Raw genomic sequence first — 17404 nt, forward strand, 5'->3', positions numbered from 1 at the left:
TGACCTCTATGCTGTGTGCACCGATACCAGACAACGAACAAGTTCGATTAGACACCTTAAGAGGGTTAAACATATTGGACTCAGCGGCTGAAGAGCGCTTTGACCGCATAACTCGTTTAGCCAAACGCCTTTTTGGTGTGTCGATTTGTTTAGTTAGTTTGGTCGATAGTAATCGACAATGGTTTAAGTCAGCACAGGGCCTTGAGGCCGCGCAAACCGATCGTGATATTTCTTTTTGTGGTCACGCGATTATGCAGAGCGAAGTGTTGGTTATTGAAGATACCTTCCATGATCAACGCTTTGCCGATAACCCATTAGTCACCCAAGCGCCTAAAATTCGTTTCTATGCGGGTTACCCGCTAACGATGCCTAACGAAACTCGGGTGGGGACGTTATGTATTATTGATGAAAATCCTCGCAAATTCTCTCAAGATGATATTGTGGCATTGGAAGATCTTGGTCACTTAGTTGAAGATGAACTAGTGGCAATACAGCAATCGACATTAGATCCTTTAACCTGTATTTCGAATCGACGTGGTTTTGAAATGCTGTCAGAACAAGTACTTGCTAATAGTGATCGACTTGGGTTTAACACCAGTTTACTGTTTTTTGATTTGGATTATTTCAAAGAAATTAATGACGAGTATGGTCATGCTGAGGGGGATAAAGCATTACAGACATTTGCTGGGTTATTGATCGACAGTTTTAGAGACTCTGATGTGATTGCACGCTTTGGGGGTGATGAGTTTATCGTGTTGTTATCGCATGAGGGGCAAGGAGATAATTGCATGGTATTAAATCGGTTTGAGCATATTGTTGCGAAACATAATGCCCAATCAAATGCACCGTACAATTTAGCCTATAGTGTTGGCATAGCCAATCGTGCTTTCGATTCAGAACTCACATTAAATGAATATCTTACCAATGCAGATGAAGCGATGTTTGCTATAAAACAATGTCACCATCAAGATAAAGAGTTCAGTTCTTAGCGTGTTTTATTTAGCATAAACTCTTTTGCAATGTTTGTTAACCGGGTGCTTACCTGGTGATTTCTGTTGTCTACAAATCCCTTTCGTCTTGTGAAATATTAATTTTTTGCTGTGCATTCAACTGTTAATGATAACTGGGGTTTCAGTCGCGTTTTGGTTTACTTTAAGGTAAATTCAACCTAATAGACTAACCCGTATAGGAAAGTAGAATGAATAATAAAGGGAAGGGTATAACATTTATTGGCGCAGATATGTCGCTCAATGGGAAAATGGATATTCAGGGGCCAGCATTAATAGCGGGAAAAATATCAGGGACTGTGCGCTCAAGTGATGTTATTAAAATTGAACCCAGCGGTGAAGTTGAGGGAGAAATTTATTGCCAGGAGTTACGTGTTAGTGGCGTACTTAAAGGGAAGTTGTTTTGCAATAAATTAGTGATTGTCAGTACCGGCGTGGTTGAAGCTGATGTATCCAGTCACGATATGGAAATCTATGATGGTGGCCAGTTTATTGGTATGCGAACTACGGGCCCAAGTGCTGACGTATTACCTAAACCAACACAGTCAGAGGCAACCGCTGATAGCACAGCGGCAAATAATGCAGTTCAAAAAGAACTGAAATCATCTAGTAGTCACTCAACTTCTCAATCTTCAGCCGAAACTAAAGCTTCTGTTGATGCCACTACTCAAAATAATAGCCAAACTCAAGAACGAGCAGATAAGCCTGTAAAAAAGTCGAATAAAGGTGTTTTGGCTATCGCTGTAGTTGTATTGGCTGCTGGCGGGGTATGGCAATTTGGTGGTTTCAAGCACACTAATGCTTTATCTGAAACCAGTGTAGAACCGGCTTTGTTTACACCACCAAGTGCATCAACTGACACCGTTGCGGAAAAAAATGCCGCCAAGTTATTGCAAGATGTTCAAGCGGAACAAATATTAGCAGAGCAAGAGGCACCAAACTCTGAGCAGGTTGTCGATGATGCGATGGAAGATTTAGATGCCATGGCCATGTCTAATGAGCAGCTAGCAGATAACATGTTGGATTCTGACCAACAAGCTACAATTGTTGAATCGGTCAATGAAATGACTGCTGAAGCTGAGATGGTCAATAAATCTATTATTGAAAATAATACTGACAATGGAGCAGCAAATTAGCCCATTGGTTTTGTTTTATAAAGAAAACGGCTTGCATATTCTGCAAGCCGTTTTTATTGATGGATAGCTAACCGTTATGGGTTAATACGGGTAGGCGTTCCTACTCGTTGTTCTAATAAACGTTTTAATACAAAAGAGTCAGTATCTGGGTGGGCTATAAAGCGCATGGTTTCTTTATCTAAATTTAGAGAAACAGGCTCAGTTGACTCAAATTCGTCTTGGGTTCTCGATAAGGGCTCATGTACTTCTAAATAACGATTACCATCTGGTTCTTCAGTAAACTTAACTGGCTGATTAATAAACTCGACTCGCGTGCCAACCGGCACAGAGTTAAATAAATGTTCAATATCATTATCTCTTAATCGAACACAGCCCTGGCTAACCCGTAGGCCAATACCAAATGTCGCATTAGTGCCGTGAATGGCGTATAAGTTACCCACATAAAGGGCAAATAATCCCATTGGATTGTCAGGGCCAGCAGGCCAAACGTCAGGAAGAATTACGCCATTGGCGGCATATTCTTTGCGGATACGCGTGGTAGGTGTCCAGGTTGGATTTGCGCGTTTACGATACACTTGAGTCACCCAGTTTTCAGGGGTGTCTTTACCAATTTGACCAATACCTATGGGTAAAACTTCAACAGTTTTTTTCCCTTTAGGGTAATAATATAAACGCATTTCAGCCACGTTAATGACAATACCTTCTTGTTTGGTATCAGGCAAAATGAGCTGATGTGGAATCACTAAAGTGCTTCCGGCTTTGGGTAAAAAAGGGTCTACACCGGGGTTAGCTTCTAATAAATTTGTTAAGCCTAATTGAAATTGCGCGGCAATTTCCTCAAGGGTCAACTTGCCTTCGGGGACGACATAATATTGGTTTTCACCGACTAAGCGACTGCCTTTCTCAGGTAAGCGGTATTCTAATGCGTAGCTATTTAAACTTATTACCGCTGCTGTTACTGCAAAAACGACTGATTTTACAACGTTTAACATAATGCTGAGAGGTTCCTATCTATAAAAGAATTTCTGCTAAAAATGAACACCATTTAATCGGCGCATCGTTACTTATTCCGCTTAAAATATCAACTCATTTCTCGATTAAAATGGTTAAGTTAAAAATATTTAATTGTGGCTGTCGAGCCACTCTAACGACAAGCCTCTGCACAACAAATTAGTGGTTATTGATATAAGGATGGATCATCTTTATTAGGACGTGTTTTAAATCGTCGGTGAAGCCACATGTATTGTGAACGGTTTTTATTGATAATGTTTTCGACAATACCGTTACCTCTAACCGCATCGTCATATTCGTTTTCTCCAGGGAAGTTATCTAACGACGGCATAATTTCAATTTTATAGCCTTTGTCATCAGCGCTGCGCTCGACAAAAAAAGGATGCACATTGGCTTTTCCTAGTTTGGCTAAAGATGTTGCACCGGTAATGGTTGCGGCATCTGGGACAGCAAAAAATGGAATAAACACCGCACTCGAGCGACCAAAGTCTTGATCAGCGGTATACCAAATAACATCAGGGGTTCGTAAACTACGGATCATTTGTCGAATATCACGCTTGGGGACTAAGCCTTTATTTGAGCGTAAACGACCTTTGACCTGTAAGTATTCCATTACTGGATTATTATGTGGGCGATAGACTCCTATTCCTGGTTCAAATTGACCAAATATTCTTGCCCCCATTTCTAAAGGAAGGCAGTGAACAGCAAATAAAATCACCCCTTTACCATTATCAAGGCTGTCTCTGATATGTTGTTGACCCTCAATACTCATATGCTGTTGCACTTTGGCATCTGACCACCACCAAGCATTAATGGTGTCAAATATCGCTTTGCCAGTTTCTTCAAAGTTTTTCACTAGTAAGGCCTGTTGTTCTTCTTGGGGCATATCAGGAAAACATAAACTAATATTGCGCTTGGCGGTGCGGGTTCGACTACCTGCAATTTTCATTGCTGTGCGCCCTAGTAATGCGCCTAACTTCATTTGAATATGCATTGGCAGTAATTGAGTTGTACGTATTAAAGCAACACCTATCCATAATAACCAATGTTTAGGATGTAACAGTTTGGCGGTAAATTCGGCTTTCTCGACCACAAGTGACCCGTTTTCAACTAAAAATTTTTATTATTCTAACTCATTTTTATCTGAAAATTAGGTACAATTAGGCTAATTTTTTGTAATACACAATGGTTGCTGTATGAAGGTTTCTCTTCCCGCTTTTGAAAATGCTCAAGTTTTAATACTTGGTGATGTGATGCTAGACCGTTACTGGGTTGGCCCTACAGGACGAATCTCTCCTGAAGCACCTGTGCCTGTCGTTAAAATTAATCAAATTGAAGACCGCCCGGGGGGCGCGGCTAACGTGGCGTTAAATGTGGCGACATTAGGTGGACACGTCAAATTAGCAGGGTTGGTGGGGCAAGATGAAACTGCAGATGCGTTGACTTTAGGTGTAAGAACCTTGGGAATTGACCCTCAATGGTTAACCGTTGAAGATAAACCGACTATTACTAAATTAAGAGTGCTTTCGCGTAATCAGCAGTTAATTCGCTTAGATTTTGAAGAGCCATTTGCACCGAGTGATAGTGAGCGCTTATTTGCTCATGCAGAAAGCCTATTGGAAGGTGTTGACGTGGTCGTGTTATCTGATTATGCCAAAGGCGCTATTGATAAGCCGGCTGAGTTTATCGCCAAAGCTAAAGCCAAAGGTGTGAAAGTATTAGTTGATCCTAAAGGCACTGATTTTGGCCGTTATCAAGGCGCTTCTTTAATAACGCCTAATATGAGTGAGTTTGAAGCGGTAGTGGGTCCGGTAAGTGATGAAGCCGATTTAATCGCCAAAGCACAACATTTACTTAAGGTGCATCAAATTGATGCTATTTTGGTGACTCGTTCAGAAAAAGGTATGACATTAATTACTGAAGGTGAACCTGAGTTACATATTCCGACGGTTGCTCGAGAAGTCCATGATGTCACAGGTGCAGGTGATACGGTTATTTCAGCGTTAGCAACCTCAATTGCGGCGGGTGCAACCTTACCTCAAGCGTGTGCAATAGCCAATACGGCAGCTGGTGTTGTGGTGGGTAAATTAGGTACCTCAACCGTTAATCGTATTGAGCTTATCAATGCTTTTGACATGAGCCATGGTGAGTCTGGTTATGGTGTGATGAGTGAAGACCAATTAGCGTATGCCATGGAAAATGCTCGCTTACGTGGTGAGAAAATTGTCATGACTAATGGCTGTTTTGATATATTACATGCAGGACATGTCAGCTATTTACAGCAGGCACGTGCGTTAGGTGACAGATTAATTGTTGCAGTGAATGATGATGCCTCGGTTAAGCGCTTAAAAGGAGAAGGCCGTCCGGTTAATCCCGTTGATCGTCGTATGACCGTTTTAGCAGGTCTTGCCTCTGTTGATTGGGTTGTACCATTTACTGAAGACACACCGCAACGCATAATTAGCCGATTATTACCCGATTCATTGGTAAAAGGTGGCGACTACAAAGTTGAAGAGATTGCCGGTGGCGCTGAAGTGATCGCCAATGGGGGTAAAGTGGAAGTATTAGGTTTTGAAGACGGTGTATCAACGACCGCCATTATTCAAAACATTATGGCAAATAAGTAATTTGTTTAAAGAAGCGCATTTATCCGAGACGTTATCTTATAGAACGATAACAGCTCGGTTTATGCGTGGTGTTTTTCTACTCTTTATCTGTTCTATTGTTCCTTCTACATGGGCGACATCGCAGACTGTGGTATCTGCGCCCACATGGATCAATATTCTAGATAAACAAGCATTAGTGTGTCAGCTTGACACTTTGGCACCATGTTTAGCCCACCTTCCAGTAGACTTTGCTCAACTAAATGCGCTGCACCCTGACAAAATTAGTCAATCCATTGGAATGAAGTCTGCTATGGTATTGTCGATTAACCATGGGCTGATAGCAGGAATTATTGTTGTTCAACCTCATAAAGAAATCCAAATACAAACAGGATCTCTCGGGTTAAAAACCTATTCAATACCTTTAAAAAATCAATCTCAATTAAGCCTGTGGCACGAAGTAGGCCATCTGTACAATATCGCTTTGCAAGGTGAGATTTTACCTGCTTCATTGTCATCATATCAGCATGAGTGGTTGGCCGATATCTATCTCTTTTGGCAGCTAGCCCAAGTCGAACAGCTTGAATATGCTTGGCAACAATTACATCGGCGTAATTTAGCGGTTATTCATAACAGTGATAATTTGTCACATTGGAGTTCACCTCAGCTTAGTAAGGTGCTACACAGTGATGAGACTATTCGTTATGCCAGTGAGCATAGCTATAAAGACTTTATTGCTTATATTTATCCTCAATTACCTAATTATTCTGCTAGAGATCTTGCCGAGTATTCTAGTCTCATCCAACGTACTTTTGGTGCAGGAGTTGTGCAACCATTACCCAATTACATTTTTTGGCGTCAACCCAGTTTATCAAATGTGATAGCGCCTACCTTACATAAGTTGATGGGCGCCAAAGCTGCTCAAGTTTGGCTTAGCCAGCATTTAGGAGCGGGCACGACATAATAAGTTTGTTTGTTGAATCTTTAATATTGATATTAAATACGTTTATGAAAAATAAGGGTAAAATTCCGCTTTAGGTTATTATTGTTCTGAAATATCCCGATACACAGGATAATATACGGTTAAAAATGTTGTTTTTTAGCTAATTATTAGCGGAATTTTCTGTTGCTGTCTGGTAAGCTCTTGCGCAAAAATATTACAGAGTAAGAGTTTTATGGCCAAGCGTTCACGAGTAGAGACTGAGCAAACAATTAATCACATCTTAGACGAAGCCCTTAAACAAATCCTCAGCATAGGTTTTGAGGCTATGTCGTACACAACCTTATCTAATGCGACCGGAATTAGCAGAACGGGAATTAGTCATCATTTTCCCAAAAAAACCGAATTTTTAGTGCGCCTTGATCATCGTATAGGGCAGTTTTTTGTCGCAGCATTAGATTTTTCTTCAATTGAGCGATTAGAAATATCTTGGAAAAAAGCATTAGAATTAGCAGAAAACCGTGCGGTATTGAGATTGTTTTTTAGACTTTGCGGCACCAAAAGTGAGAGTGTTACTTATTTTACTGCAGTGAAAACCGCTCAAGAAACTGCGTTAAGCCAATTAGGTTCTGAGGGGGAATGTTGTATTAAGCAATTAATTGGTGACAGTGCGCTGCTATTACTCGAAAACACATCATATACCGCTGAAGCGGCATAATATGTGCGTCGATTCGGCAAATAACATGCTATAACCTGACCGTCTCAAAGGGCTAGTTGCGGTCAGGTTAATGGTGGATTAATTTTATTGGGTCATTAATTTAAAATGACCTTTAATTTAAAATGATATAGCCGCGATTAGCCATACAATTACGGACAACTTTTTCTTTTTCGGCTTGATAATTAGCTTCATTATTTCGACGGTCCTTAGCACCACCGAGTAAGCCAGATACCACACCAACGCCTGCACCAATTTTGGCCCCTTCAGAACCACTTCCTCCACCAATTGCAGAACCAGCAGCACCCACGGCAGCACCTTTAGCAGCACTGCTTAAGACACCACGAGAATGGTGGTCTTTTTGAACCTGTTGTGACATTTCAATACATTGATGCTCATCATAAATAAAGTCTTTGTCATCTACACCCGTTTTGTCATAAATGATATTGGCGTTGGCTGAGAATACGCAAAATGCCAATGCAGTTAAAATGAGTTTTTTCATTGAGGCCTCAGATAATAGATACTGAATAATGCGTTGATCCTATCACATACAAAATGTATGTATGGAATAATGCTTTTCTGAGTTGGAATAGTGAGATTCAAATCATGGAATACAGTTAAAGGAGCAAGGAGGTTTCTCAATACAATGCCACATTGGTTTATGTCGCATTGTATTAAAAGGTGTAAATTTTACAGAAAGTTAAAGCGTCTCTTTTCTTGATTCATAATATTGGCACATTTGCTGGGCTTTATCCTCTTGGTATTCACGTAATCCACTTAGCACCAATGTTTTAGTGCCACTACCAATGATGCGGTCATGAGTACGTAATTCAAAGGTCAGGGTCACATCCCCTCTTTTACCGTTAATGTCCATATGCTGATGCGTTAAATGCAAGTCAATATTGTCGAAGTCAAAATCATGCAAGTTAAATGACATACTTTCATAAATGACCAGTGGTCTATCTGGATTAATCATCACGTTATATTCTTTCATCATTGGAATAAGGACATGAATAAAGTTCAGCCCAGAAAAAGCCACATAGCTTTTAATAAAGGCGGCTGTTTGGACATCACACTGGCAAATGTCACCGTCGCGTTCTACATGTAGATACTGCTTTTCATTAACGTCAGCAATAGTGAATTGATTGTGACTTTCCGCGGGTAATGTTAACTCAATGCCATCACCTACCATACCAGCAAACTTAAAGGACATGCTTTGGCTTAAGCCGTACTCGGTAAGAACTAAAGCAAACAATAAGTCACCCGGTACACAAAAACGTTTGGCACCCACATCATGTATTGGATTGAAGTCTTCTGCGACACGTTTAGCAAAGTCACTTGCCTGCTGAGCAGAGATAAACACACTTTGATTTTGTTTGTTGTAATAAGGTGATAAAAACATGATGGTTAGCAACTTCTATTAAGGGTTAAATTTTCCCCTGCAGTGTACTGTATATTTCATAAAATACTCACCCGATGACTTAACTTTACGTTCAATTGTTAACACTTTGCTGACGTGTTAGTTGGCTTTTATTGTGACACCGATCACGACAGCTTATTAAGATTGCAGCTTTTTTGGATGGTATGTGAATTTTTTGCGTTTTTAAGGTTGCAATTTTTGTTGATTTGATTAAATATGCACACAATTGTAACAGCAAATAAGAATCGTTTTTATTTGCGTTTGTTTTATATCTGTGTCGGGAGATCACAATGAGTCAATCAAACACCTTACGTTTGAGTGTTTTAGCAAGTGCATTAATCATGAGCATGGGAGCCACTGCCGCTGAAAATGTAGCGCCAGATACGGAAAGCTCAGCGACTATTGAGCAAATTACAATTTTTGGTAGCCGTAACCCAATAAACACAGTACCAGGAAGTGCTCATGTCATTTCAGCGACTGAAATTGAGACATTCAAATATACCGATATCATGCGTACATTAGCTTCAATACCAGGTGTTTATATTCAAGAAGAAGATGGTTACGGCTTACGTCCCAATCTAGGTATGCGTGGCACGGGTCAAAACCGTTCTGAAAAAATCACCATTATGGAAGATGGCGTTTTAGCGGCTCCAGCACCGTATGCGTCACCTGCAGCGTATTATTTCCCTACGTCTGGACGTATGCAAAGTGTTGAAATATTAAAAGGCAGCTCAACTGTTAAGTATGGCCCACGTACCACTGGTGGCGTGGTGAATATGGTATCACGTGAAATTCCAGATGCGGACTTAGCCGGTAAAGTTGATTTATCAGCTGGTCAAGATGGTTTTGCCAAATTGCACGCTTATGCTGGTGGACAGGGCGAACGCATTGGAGCCGTTGCTGAAGTGTATCGTTATCAAGCAGATGGTTTCCGCGATATTAATGGCGTTGGTGGTAATACTGGTTTTGTTAAAAACGATGCATTAGCAAAAGTCAGCTTTAAAACCGATGAGTCAGCTAAGTATCAGCAAGTTGTTGAATTAAAGTTGAAGTATGCTGATGAAGTGTCAAATGAAACTTATATGGGCCTGACTGACGAAGACTTTAACGCTACACCATTTATGCGTTACTCAGCGTCTCAAAAAGATCAAATGACCACTGAGCATAAACAAATTCAGTTAAACCATGTGATTGAATTTAATGATGATTTAGTATTGAGCACCACCGGATATTATAATCATTTTCACCGTAACTGGTATAAAGCTTATAACGTTGACGGTAGTAGCTTAAGTAGTGGTGGCATTCAAACCGCAGCAGATTTTGACAAAGGTTTAATTACTGATGCGATTGAAGTGGGTGTGAAAGCCAACAACCGTGACTATTTATCACAAGGCATTCAAACTGAGCTTAATTATTATTTAGATAACCACGAGTTAGCTTTTGGTGTTCGTTACCACGAAGACGAAATGGATCGTTACCAATGGGCTGATAAGTATCAACTTGATGCATCTCAAGTCATGACTCGTACCTCAAGTGGTATTCCTGGAACCGACTCTAACCGTATTGATAGTGCGCAAGCATGGGCCTTTTTTGTTCAAGATCGTATTACTTTAGGTGACTTTGCGCTAACTGCGGGTATTCGTTATGAAGACGTGACGACCAATCGTTTAGATTGGGGGAAAGCAAACCCAGGTCGTGATGGCAACGCTGATAAAGACGTTACCAACAGCTTTGATGCGGTATTACCTTCGTTATCGGCGACTTACCAAATCAATGATGCATTAATTGTATTAGCGGGTGTTCAAAAAGGTTTCTCTCCAGCGGCACCTGGCAATGCTGATGGTCAAGAAGAAGAGAGCTGGAACTACGAAGCCGGTGTTCGTTTCAACCAAAATGCATTCACTTCAGAAGCTATTGTATTTTTGGGTGATTACAGCAACATGCACGGTAACTGTACCGCTGCTCAAGGTTGTGATGATAACAACATTGGTAACCAATATAATGCAGGTGAAGTTGACGTTAGCGGTTTAGAATTGAGCTTAGGCTACGAGTTTAATCAAACAGGCGACATTAGTGTGCCTGTTAAATTAGCTTATACCTACACCAGTGCTGAATTTGGTTCAGATTTCTCATCAGACTTTGAAAGCTGGGATGACGTGAAAAAAGGCGATTCATTAACGTACCTACCAGATAACCAGTTATATATTTCAGCAGGTGTACAAGCTGAAAGTTGGCAAGTGACGCTAGCAGGTCGCTATACTTCTGAAATGCGTACCAAAGCCGGCCAAGGTGAGATCCCAGCTGATGAGTTAATTGATGCGAAAACCATTTTTGACTTATCAGCGCGTTACTTCATCAATGATGCATCTGAGCTTTATTTAAATGTTGATAACTTATTTGATGAAACTTACATGACCACTCGTGTTCACGGTTCAGTGTTCTCAGGTAAGCCTCAGTCGGCAACTTTAGGTTATAGCTATAAGTTTTAAGCATTGCTAAAACGATAACTGAGAAAAGGGCTAACGTTGGTTAGCCCTTTTTTGTGTTTACAGTAAAAGCAGATCCTCGATGAAAGATCTTGAGGATGACAATATAGAAGGCCGTTATTACGAAAAGGGTCGTCATAGTGATAGTGGCGCCGTCATTGCGGTAATGCTTGTTGGCCGCAATCTGCTGTGTTTTTTACTGTCTAATGTACAGTTCTAAGGCGTTTGAAGCCAAAAAGCAGATCCTCGATGAAAGATCTCGAGGATGACAATATAGAAGGCCGTTATTACGAAAAGGGTTGTCATAGTGATAATGACACCGTCATTGCGGTAATGCTTGTGGGCCGCAATCTGCTGTGTTTTTTACTGTCTAATGTACAGTTCTAAGGCGTTTGAAGCCAAAAGCAGATCCTCGATGAAAGATCTCGAGGATGACAATATAGAAGGCCGTTATTACGAAAAGGGTCGTCATAGTGATAGTGGCGCCGTCATAACGATAAGGGTCGTCTTAGTGATAATGGCGCCGTCATAACGATAAGGGGCGTCTTAGTAATTTTTGCGCCGTCATAAGGATAAGGGGCGTCATAGTGATAATGACACCGTCATTGCGGTAATGCTTGTGGGCCGCAATCTGCTGTGTCTTTAGTGTTTGAAAGCATAGATCTAAGGCGTTTGAAGCCAAAAAGCAGATCCTCGATGAAACATCTTGAGGGTGACAAAAAAATACCAGCCTTAATCGGCTGGTATTTTTGTAATAAAATAAGCCTAACCTGAACTGAGGTTAACTTATTTTACCTATAAGCAATTAAAGTGCTTTTAAGATTGCTTCTACGCTGTCTTTAGCATCACCAAATAACATTTGGGTATTGTCTTTAAAGAACAATGGGTTTTGTACACCGGCGTAACCTGTGTTCATTGAACGCTTAAAGCCAATGACATTTTGCGCTTTCCAAACTTCCAATACTGGCATACCAGCAATAGGGCTGTTTGGATCTTCCATTGCCGCAGGGTTAACCGTATCGTTAGCACCAATTACTAATACTGTATCGGTGTCAGAGAAATCTTCGTTAATTTCATCCATCTCCAATACGATATCGTATGGCACCTTAGCTTCGGCTAGTAGTACGTTCATGTGGCCTGGTAAACGTCCAGCAACAGGGTGAATACCAAAGCGTACTTTAACGCCCATATCACGTAATTTACGTGTGATTTCAGCTACTGGATACTGTGCTTGTGCAACCGCCATACCATAGCCTGGAGTGATGATGACAGAGTCAGAACCTTTAAGCATTTCAGCAACATCTTCCGCACTTGTTTCACGAAATTCACCCACTTCTTCATCACCTGAAGATGCAACGCCGTCACTACCAAACCCGCCAGCAATAACCGATATAAATGAGCGGTTCATTGCCTTACACATAATGTAAGACAGAATAGCGCCTGACGAGCCAACTAATGCACCGACAATAATAAGCAAGTCGTTTGATAGCATAAAACCAGCTGCAGCAGCTGCCCAACCTGAGTATGAGTTCAGCATTGAAACCACAACAGGCATATCGGCACCACCAATAGATGCTACTAAGTGCCAGCCAAAGGCGAAGGCAATTAAGGTCATAATTAGCATTGGTGTAATAGCACCGCCTGTTTGCACAAATTGCACCATTAACACTAGTGATACAATAACGGCTGCTAGGTTAAGCTTATGACGGTGCGGCAAAGCCAGTGCTTTAGATGGGATAAGACCGCGTAATTTACCAAATGCGACCACAGACCCAGTAAAGGTGACTGCACCAATAAATACCCCTAGAAATACTTCAACTAGGTGAATATTTAACATGGCGCCTGACAACTCATGGCTGGCTTGTTGTGCTTGGCTTGCTTCAACAAGTGCAGCCTCAACTGATGCCATAGTGCTATCAAGGTCATTGCCAAGGGTTACAACGATTTCGTTAATTGCTTGAGGATGCATATCAATAAAGCTGTTATAGCCCACTAATACCGCAGCCATACCTACAAAGCTGTGAAGAATTGCCACGAGTTCAGGCATTTCTGTCATTTCAACTTTAAGCGCAAATCGAATACCAATTGCGCCACCAATAACCATGGCTAAAATGATCCATACTACACCTGTGGTACTTGGGTTTAAAATAGTTGCCCCAAGTGCAATGGTCATCCCGATGATGCCAAACAGGTTGCCGTTTTTCGCGGTTTCTTGTTTTGAAAGTCCCGCAAGACTTAAAATAAAGAATACCGCAGCGACTATATACGATGCTGTTACCAGTCCTTCTGACACGATATTTCCCCTTAATCTTTACGGAACATTTTCAGCATGCGCTGAGTGACGGTGAATCCGCCAAAAATGTTAATACTTGCTATTAATACCGCTACAAACGATAAGGCGGTGACTAATGCCGAGCCTTGACCTATTTGCAGTAATGCGCCCACAACAATAATGCCTGAAATTGCATTGGTTACAGACATAAGCGGAGTATGTAATGAATGCGAAACGTTCCACACTACGTAATATCCCACCACACATGACAACACAAACACGGTAAAGTGAGATAAAAACTCAGCAGGAGCAACCGAGGCAATTGCACCAAAGGCTGCAATACCCGCAGCGGCCAAAATATACTTCAGCTTAGATGGGGCTTTTTCCTCTTTTACCTCTGGCTCTGGTGCAGCAGCAGGCTTGGTTGGCGCTGCAGATACCGAAATAGCCGGTGGTGGGAAAGTAATTTCCCCGTCGCGGGTCACGGTCATATTACGCATAACCACATCATCAAAATCTAACACGCCGTTGCCGTCTTTGGCCTTACACATTAGCTTCATTAAGTTAACTAAGTTAGTGCCATAAAGTTGTGATGATTGAGCTGGTAGGCGGCCAGGTAGGTCGGTGTAGCCTAATACCTTAACGCCGTTGTCAGTAATTGTTTTTTCACCGGTGACAGTGTATTCACAGTTACCGCCGGTTGCTGCGGCTAAATCGACAATTACTGAACCAGGCTTCATGCTATCAACCATTTCTTTGGTGATAAGTTTAGGCGCAGGGCGTCCAGGGATCAGTGCTGTAGTGATAATAATGTCGACTTCTTTTGCCTGTTCAGCAAATAGTGCCATTTCAGCGGCAATAAACTCTTCTGACATGACTTTTGCGTAGCCGTCAGATGAGCCGCCATCGGTGTTTTCAAATTCTAGTTTTAAGAATTCGCCACCCATAGATTCGATTTGCTCAGCCACTTCAAGGCGGGTGTCAAATGCACGAACAATTGCCCCAAGTGAGCCAGCAGCGCCAATGGCGGCTAAGCCTGCAACACCTGCACCAATGACTAATACTTTGGCAGGTGGCACTTTACCTGCAGCGGTAATTTGTCCGGTAAAGAATCGGCCAAATTCATGAGCGGCTTCTACCACTGCACGATAACCGCCAATATTCGCCATTGAAGATAGTGCATCTAGCGACTGGGCACGTGAAATACGTGGCACCATGTCCATGGCCATAACGGTGATATTCTTTTGTGATAATTTTTCAACAAGTTCAGGATTTTGAGCAGGCCAAATGAAGCTAACTAATGTGGTGCCGGCTTTCATTTTGTCAATTTCTGAGTCTGTAGGCGCGTTAACTTTAAAAACAAAGTCAGCTTGATACGCGTCTTCGACGATTTCGGCCCCAGCGTGTTCAAATGCGGCATCATCAAAACTTGATAATTTACCTGCATCTGCCTCTATGGCCACACTAAAGCCGAGCTTTTGTAATTGTACCACTGTGGCGGGCGTCGCTGCTGCGCGTGTTTCACCTGCGATACTTTCTCTCGGTATTCCAATCTGCATGACTGATTCCTGATGGTTAATGACTAAAACGAACTAGGGCTCTCCCAACCTAGTCCATTATGACTACATTCATTCAAGGTTAACGGTCGTAATCTTCCTTGAATTGATATTCGCTAGTATTGATGCTGATGACTCGACACCAATTTATTCTGGTTATGATGCTTTTAAAGGCAATCGTTTACTGTTTTTTAACCAGAACAATTAACAATATGAGTTTTAAAATATTGTTCCGGCAGCCTAGCTTGCTGCAGACACTTAATTCACACAAGTGCTGTAAGGATAATTAACCCTGTTTTAATCTAAGAAAATTAAAAAGTTTTAACTACACCACACTTTTGTAGCTTAAAAAGTCACCTTTGCATATACCCAAATGGAATAAAAAATTATCTTTTATTCTTTTTTGCTTTTAAATCGTAGGAGTAAGCTTGACTGCATTACACTGTTATAAGGCCGTCTTATGTTGTTAAAAGAACTATCTGCATTAGCTTCTCCATTGTCACAAGGACAAGTCGACAAGTTAAAGCAACTCACGTCAGAATTATCTTCTGTGCAATTAGCATGGGTTAGTGGTTATTTAGCTGCTAGTGCTAATGGCGCATCAACTTCGGGTGCTGTGGTTGAAAGTCAACCTACAGCTAGCCAAACCGTTACCATTTTATATGGAAGCCAAACAGGCAATGGTAAAGGTGTTGCCACAGAACTAGCTGCAAAAGCACAAGCTCAAGGTTATGCGGTTAACCTAGCTTCAATGGGCGACTACAACGTGCGTCAATTAAAGCAAGAAACTATTTTACTTGCAGTTGTAAGTACCCATGGTGAAGGCGAAGCACCTGACGATGCGATTGAACTCCATAAGTTTTTATCTTCTAAGCGTGCACCTAAGCTCGATAACTTAAGCTATGCAGTTTTAGCCTTAGGGGATTCAAGCTACGAGTTTTTCTGCCAAACAGGTAAAGACTTTGATTCACGCTTAGCGGCTTTAGGGGCTAAATCATTATTACCTTTAGTTGAATGTGACGTTGACTACGAACAGGCAGCAGAAGAGTGGCAGGACAGCGTAGTTGACGCGGTTAAACCGCTTATTCAAACCGCATCAGCCAGTGTGGTTCCGTTAACACAAGCGCAAACAGCAACCAGTGAATACACCAAGCAAAACCCTTACACCGCAGAAGTATTAGTTAGCCAAAAGCTGACGGGGAGAGATTCAGATCGCGACGTTCGCCATGTTGAAATTGATTTAGGTGAATCAGGTATTCAATATCAAGTGGGAGATGCACTTGGCATTTGGTTTAGCAATAACCCTGCGTTGGTTAATGAAATTATTTCAGGTTTATCGTTATCAGCAGACGAGCAAGTCATAGTAGGTAAAGAAACCACAAGTTTAGTCGAGGCTTTAACTGACAAAAAAGAGCTAACCCAATTGTATCCAGGGTTAGTAAAAGCTTGGGCAGAGTTCAGTGGTAATGCTGATTTATTAGCACTAAGTGAAGATAAAGCGCAAACTCGCCAGTTTATTTTAAATAATCAACTAGCTGATTTAGTCAGTGCTTACCCCGCTAAAGTCAACGCAGCACAGTTAGTTGAAGTGTTACGTCCATTAACGCCACGACTATATTCTATTGCTTCAAGCCAAGCTGAAGTTGAGTCTGAAGTACATTTAACCGTGGCACTGGTTGAAGATGAGCGTGAAGGCCAAGCACGATTTGGTGGTGCATCGCATTTCTTAGCGTCAGCCGAAGAAGGCCAGCAAGTTAAAGTTTATGTTGAGCCTAACAAGCATTTCCGCTTACCTGAGTCGGCAGATACACCTGTTATTATGGTTGGCCCCGGCACCGGTGTTGCACCATTTAGAGCCTTCATTCAGCAACGTGTTGCTGATGGTGTGTCAGGTGAAAGCTGGTTGTTCTTTGGTAATCCTCACTTTGAACAAGACTTCTTATATCAGGTTGAATGGCAACAATATCTGAAAAGTGGTGACTTAAGCCGTTTAGATGTGGCGTTCTCGCGAGATCAGGCTGAAAAAGTCTATGTACAGCACCGCATTACCGAGCAAGCTGAGCAAGTGTGGCAGTGGCTACAAAATGGCGCACATGTGTATATTTGTGGTGATGCAGATCGAATGGCAAAAGACGTTCATCAAGCACTTGTTAATGTGGCTGTTAGCCAAGGTGGACTCAGCGAAGAAGATGCAAAAGCGTACTTTGAAGAGCTACGCGCCGCTAAGCGTTACCAAAAAGACGTGTATTAATAAGTCA

The 17404-nt window shown here is 41.7% G+C and carries 15 protein-coding genes; 9 read left to right on the forward strand and 6 right to left on the reverse strand.

What is annotated here, in order from left to right:
- Window positions 1–8 precede the first annotated feature (8 nt).
- Both L2672_RS00255 and L2672_RS00260 read left to right on the forward strand, forming a co-directional pair.
- Entirely contained in the window at window positions 9–989 is a 981-nt protein-coding gene (locus L2672_RS00255) for a sensor domain-containing diguanylate cyclase (protein ID WP_248993826.1), read from the forward strand.
- A 209-nt stretch (window positions 990–1198) separates the two neighbouring features.
- Window positions 1199–2143 carry a bactofilin family protein gene (locus L2672_RS00260; RefSeq protein ID WP_248993827.1) on the forward strand — a complete coding sequence of 315 codons (945 nt, stop codon included), beginning with the start codon at window positions 1199–1201 and terminating at the stop codon, window positions 2141–2143.
- A gap of 74 nt (window positions 2144–2217) precedes the next feature.
- Here L2672_RS00260 and L2672_RS00265 read toward each other — a convergent pair whose 3' ends face one another.
- Entirely contained in the window at window positions 2218–3135 is a 918-nt protein-coding gene (locus tag L2672_RS00265) for a L,D-transpeptidase family protein (protein ID WP_248993828.1), read from the reverse strand.
- A gap of 185 nt (window positions 3136–3320) precedes the next feature.
- The gene (gene lpxL / locus L2672_RS00270) at window positions 3321–4247 is read right to left on the reverse strand and encodes an LpxL/LpxP family Kdo(2)-lipid IV(A) lauroyl/palmitoleoyl acyltransferase (protein WP_248993829.1); all 927 of its coding nucleotides are present in this window, start codon (window positions 4245–4247) and stop codon (window positions 3321–3323) included.
- Between the two features lie 103 nt (window positions 4248–4350).
- Here lpxL and hldE point away from each other — a divergent pair, with 103 nt between their 5' ends.
- The 3 genes from hldE to L2672_RS00285 all read left to right on the forward strand — a co-directional run bounded on the left by hldE (window position 4351) and on the right by L2672_RS00285 (window position 7415).
- Window positions 4351–5781, forward strand: a complete 1431-nt coding sequence (hldE, locus tag L2672_RS00275) for a bifunctional D-glycero-beta-D-manno-heptose-7-phosphate kinase/D-glycero-beta-D-manno-heptose 1-phosphate adenylyltransferase HldE (RefSeq protein WP_248993830.1) — start codon at window positions 4351–4353, stop codon at window positions 5779–5781.
- 61 nt (window positions 5782–5842) lie between these two features.
- Entirely contained in the window at window positions 5843–6721 is an 879-nt protein-coding gene (locus tag L2672_RS00280) for a hypothetical protein (RefSeq protein WP_248993831.1), read from the forward strand.
- A gap of 211 nt (window positions 6722–6932) precedes the next feature.
- On the forward strand, window positions 6933–7415 hold the full coding sequence (locus L2672_RS00285; RefSeq protein ID WP_248993832.1) for a TetR family transcriptional regulator: 483 nt from the start codon (window positions 6933–6935) through the stop codon (window positions 7413–7415).
- A gap of 112 nt (window positions 7416–7527) precedes the next feature.
- On the opposite strand, the gene L2672_RS00290 is transcribed toward L2672_RS00285, so the two are convergent.
- Together L2672_RS00290 and L2672_RS00295 are read right to left on the reverse strand one after the other, a co-directional pair.
- Window positions 7528–7914 (reverse strand): glycine zipper family protein, encoded by a 387-nt coding sequence (locus L2672_RS00290; protein WP_248993833.1) that lies wholly within the window; start codon window positions 7912–7914, stop codon window positions 7528–7530.
- Between the two features lie 198 nt (window positions 7915–8112).
- On the reverse strand, window positions 8113–8814 hold the full coding sequence (locus tag L2672_RS00295; protein ID WP_248993834.1) for a DUF3581 domain-containing protein: 702 nt from the start codon (window positions 8812–8814) through the stop codon (window positions 8113–8115).
- Window positions 8815–9122: 308 nt separating this feature from the next.
- Here L2672_RS00295 and L2672_RS00300 point away from each other — a divergent pair, with 308 nt between their 5' ends.
- The 3 genes from L2672_RS00300 (at window position 9123) to L2672_RS00310 (ending at window position 11705) form a co-directional block, all read left to right on the forward strand.
- Window positions 9123–11321: a TonB-dependent receptor family protein gene (locus L2672_RS00300; RefSeq protein WP_248993835.1), complete on the forward strand. Its 2199-nt coding sequence runs from the start codon at window positions 9123–9125 to the stop codon at window positions 11319–11321.
- 79 nt (window positions 11322–11400) lie between these two features.
- Window positions 11401–11538, forward strand: a complete 138-nt coding sequence (locus L2672_RS00305) for a hypothetical protein (RefSeq protein ID WP_248993836.1) — start codon at window positions 11401–11403, stop codon at window positions 11536–11538.
- A 29-nt stretch (window positions 11539–11567) separates the two neighbouring features.
- On the forward strand, window positions 11568–11705 hold the full coding sequence (locus L2672_RS00310; protein ID WP_248993837.1) for a hypothetical protein: 138 nt from the start codon (window positions 11568–11570) through the stop codon (window positions 11703–11705).
- A 418-nt stretch (window positions 11706–12123) separates the two neighbouring features.
- On the opposite strand, the gene pntB is transcribed toward L2672_RS00310, so the two are convergent.
- Together pntB and L2672_RS00320 are read right to left on the reverse strand one after the other, a co-directional pair.
- Window positions 12124–13611: a Re/Si-specific NAD(P)(+) transhydrogenase subunit beta gene (pntB, locus tag L2672_RS00315; protein ID WP_248993838.1), complete on the reverse strand. Its 1488-nt coding sequence runs from the start codon at window positions 13609–13611 to the stop codon at window positions 12124–12126.
- A gap of 11 nt (window positions 13612–13622) precedes the next feature.
- The gene (locus L2672_RS00320; protein WP_248993839.1) at window positions 13623–15149 is read right to left on the reverse strand and encodes a Re/Si-specific NAD(P)(+) transhydrogenase subunit alpha; all 1527 of its coding nucleotides are present in this window, start codon (window positions 15147–15149) and stop codon (window positions 13623–13625) included.
- Between the two features lie 457 nt (window positions 15150–15606).
- Here L2672_RS00320 and L2672_RS00325 point away from each other — a divergent pair, with 457 nt between their 5' ends.
- Window positions 15607–17397: an assimilatory sulfite reductase (NADPH) flavoprotein subunit gene (locus tag L2672_RS00325; protein ID WP_248993840.1), complete on the forward strand. Its 1791-nt coding sequence runs from the start codon at window positions 15607–15609 to the stop codon at window positions 17395–17397.
- Window positions 17398–17404: the final 7 nt, after the last annotated feature.

Origin of the sequence: Shewanella gaetbuli (assembly GCF_023284065.1) — a bacterium.
In the GTDB taxonomy this organism is placed as follows: domain Bacteria; phylum Pseudomonadota; class Gammaproteobacteria; order Enterobacterales; family Shewanellaceae; genus Shewanella; species Shewanella gaetbuli.

Excerpts from the sequence above, each read along its gene's own strand:
- L2672_RS00255 (WP_248993826.1), top strand. The coding sequence starts at position 9 with ATGCTGTGTGCACCGATACCAGACAACGAACAAGTTCGATTAGACACC.
- L2672_RS00260 (WP_248993827.1), top strand. The coding sequence starts at position 1,199 with ATGAATAATAAAGGGAAGGGTATAACATTTATTGGCGCAGATATGTCG.
- L2672_RS00265 (WP_248993828.1), bottom strand. The coding sequence starts at position 3,135 with ATGTTAAACGTTGTAAAATCAGTCGTTTTTGCAGTAACAGCAGCGGTA.
- hldE (WP_248993830.1), top strand. The coding sequence starts at position 4,351 with ATGAAGGTTTCTCTTCCCGCTTTTGAAAATGCTCAAGTTTTAATACTT.
- L2672_RS00280 (WP_248993831.1), top strand. The coding sequence starts at position 5,843 with ATGCGTGGTGTTTTTCTACTCTTTATCTGTTCTATTGTTCCTTCTACA.
- L2672_RS00285 (WP_248993832.1), top strand. The coding sequence starts at position 6,933 with ATGGCCAAGCGTTCACGAGTAGAGACTGAGCAAACAATTAATCACATC.
- L2672_RS00290 (WP_248993833.1), bottom strand. The coding sequence starts at position 7,914 with ATGAAAAAACTCATTTTAACTGCATTGGCATTTTGCGTATTCTCAGCC.
- L2672_RS00295 (WP_248993834.1), bottom strand. The coding sequence starts at position 8,814 with ATGTTTTTATCACCTTATTACAACAAACAAAATCAAAGTGTGTTTATC.
- L2672_RS00300 (WP_248993835.1), top strand. The coding sequence starts at position 9,123 with ATGAGTCAATCAAACACCTTACGTTTGAGTGTTTTAGCAAGTGCATTA.
- L2672_RS00305 (WP_248993836.1), top strand. The coding sequence starts at position 11,401 with ATGAAAGATCTTGAGGATGACAATATAGAAGGCCGTTATTACGAAAAG.
- L2672_RS00310 (WP_248993837.1), top strand. The coding sequence starts at position 11,568 with ATGAAAGATCTCGAGGATGACAATATAGAAGGCCGTTATTACGAAAAG.
- L2672_RS00320 (WP_248993839.1), bottom strand. The coding sequence starts at position 15,149 with ATGCAGATTGGAATACCGAGAGAAAGTATCGCAGGTGAAACACGCGCA.
- L2672_RS00325 (WP_248993840.1), top strand. The coding sequence starts at position 15,607 with ATGTTGTTAAAAGAACTATCTGCATTAGCTTCTCCATTGTCACAAGGA.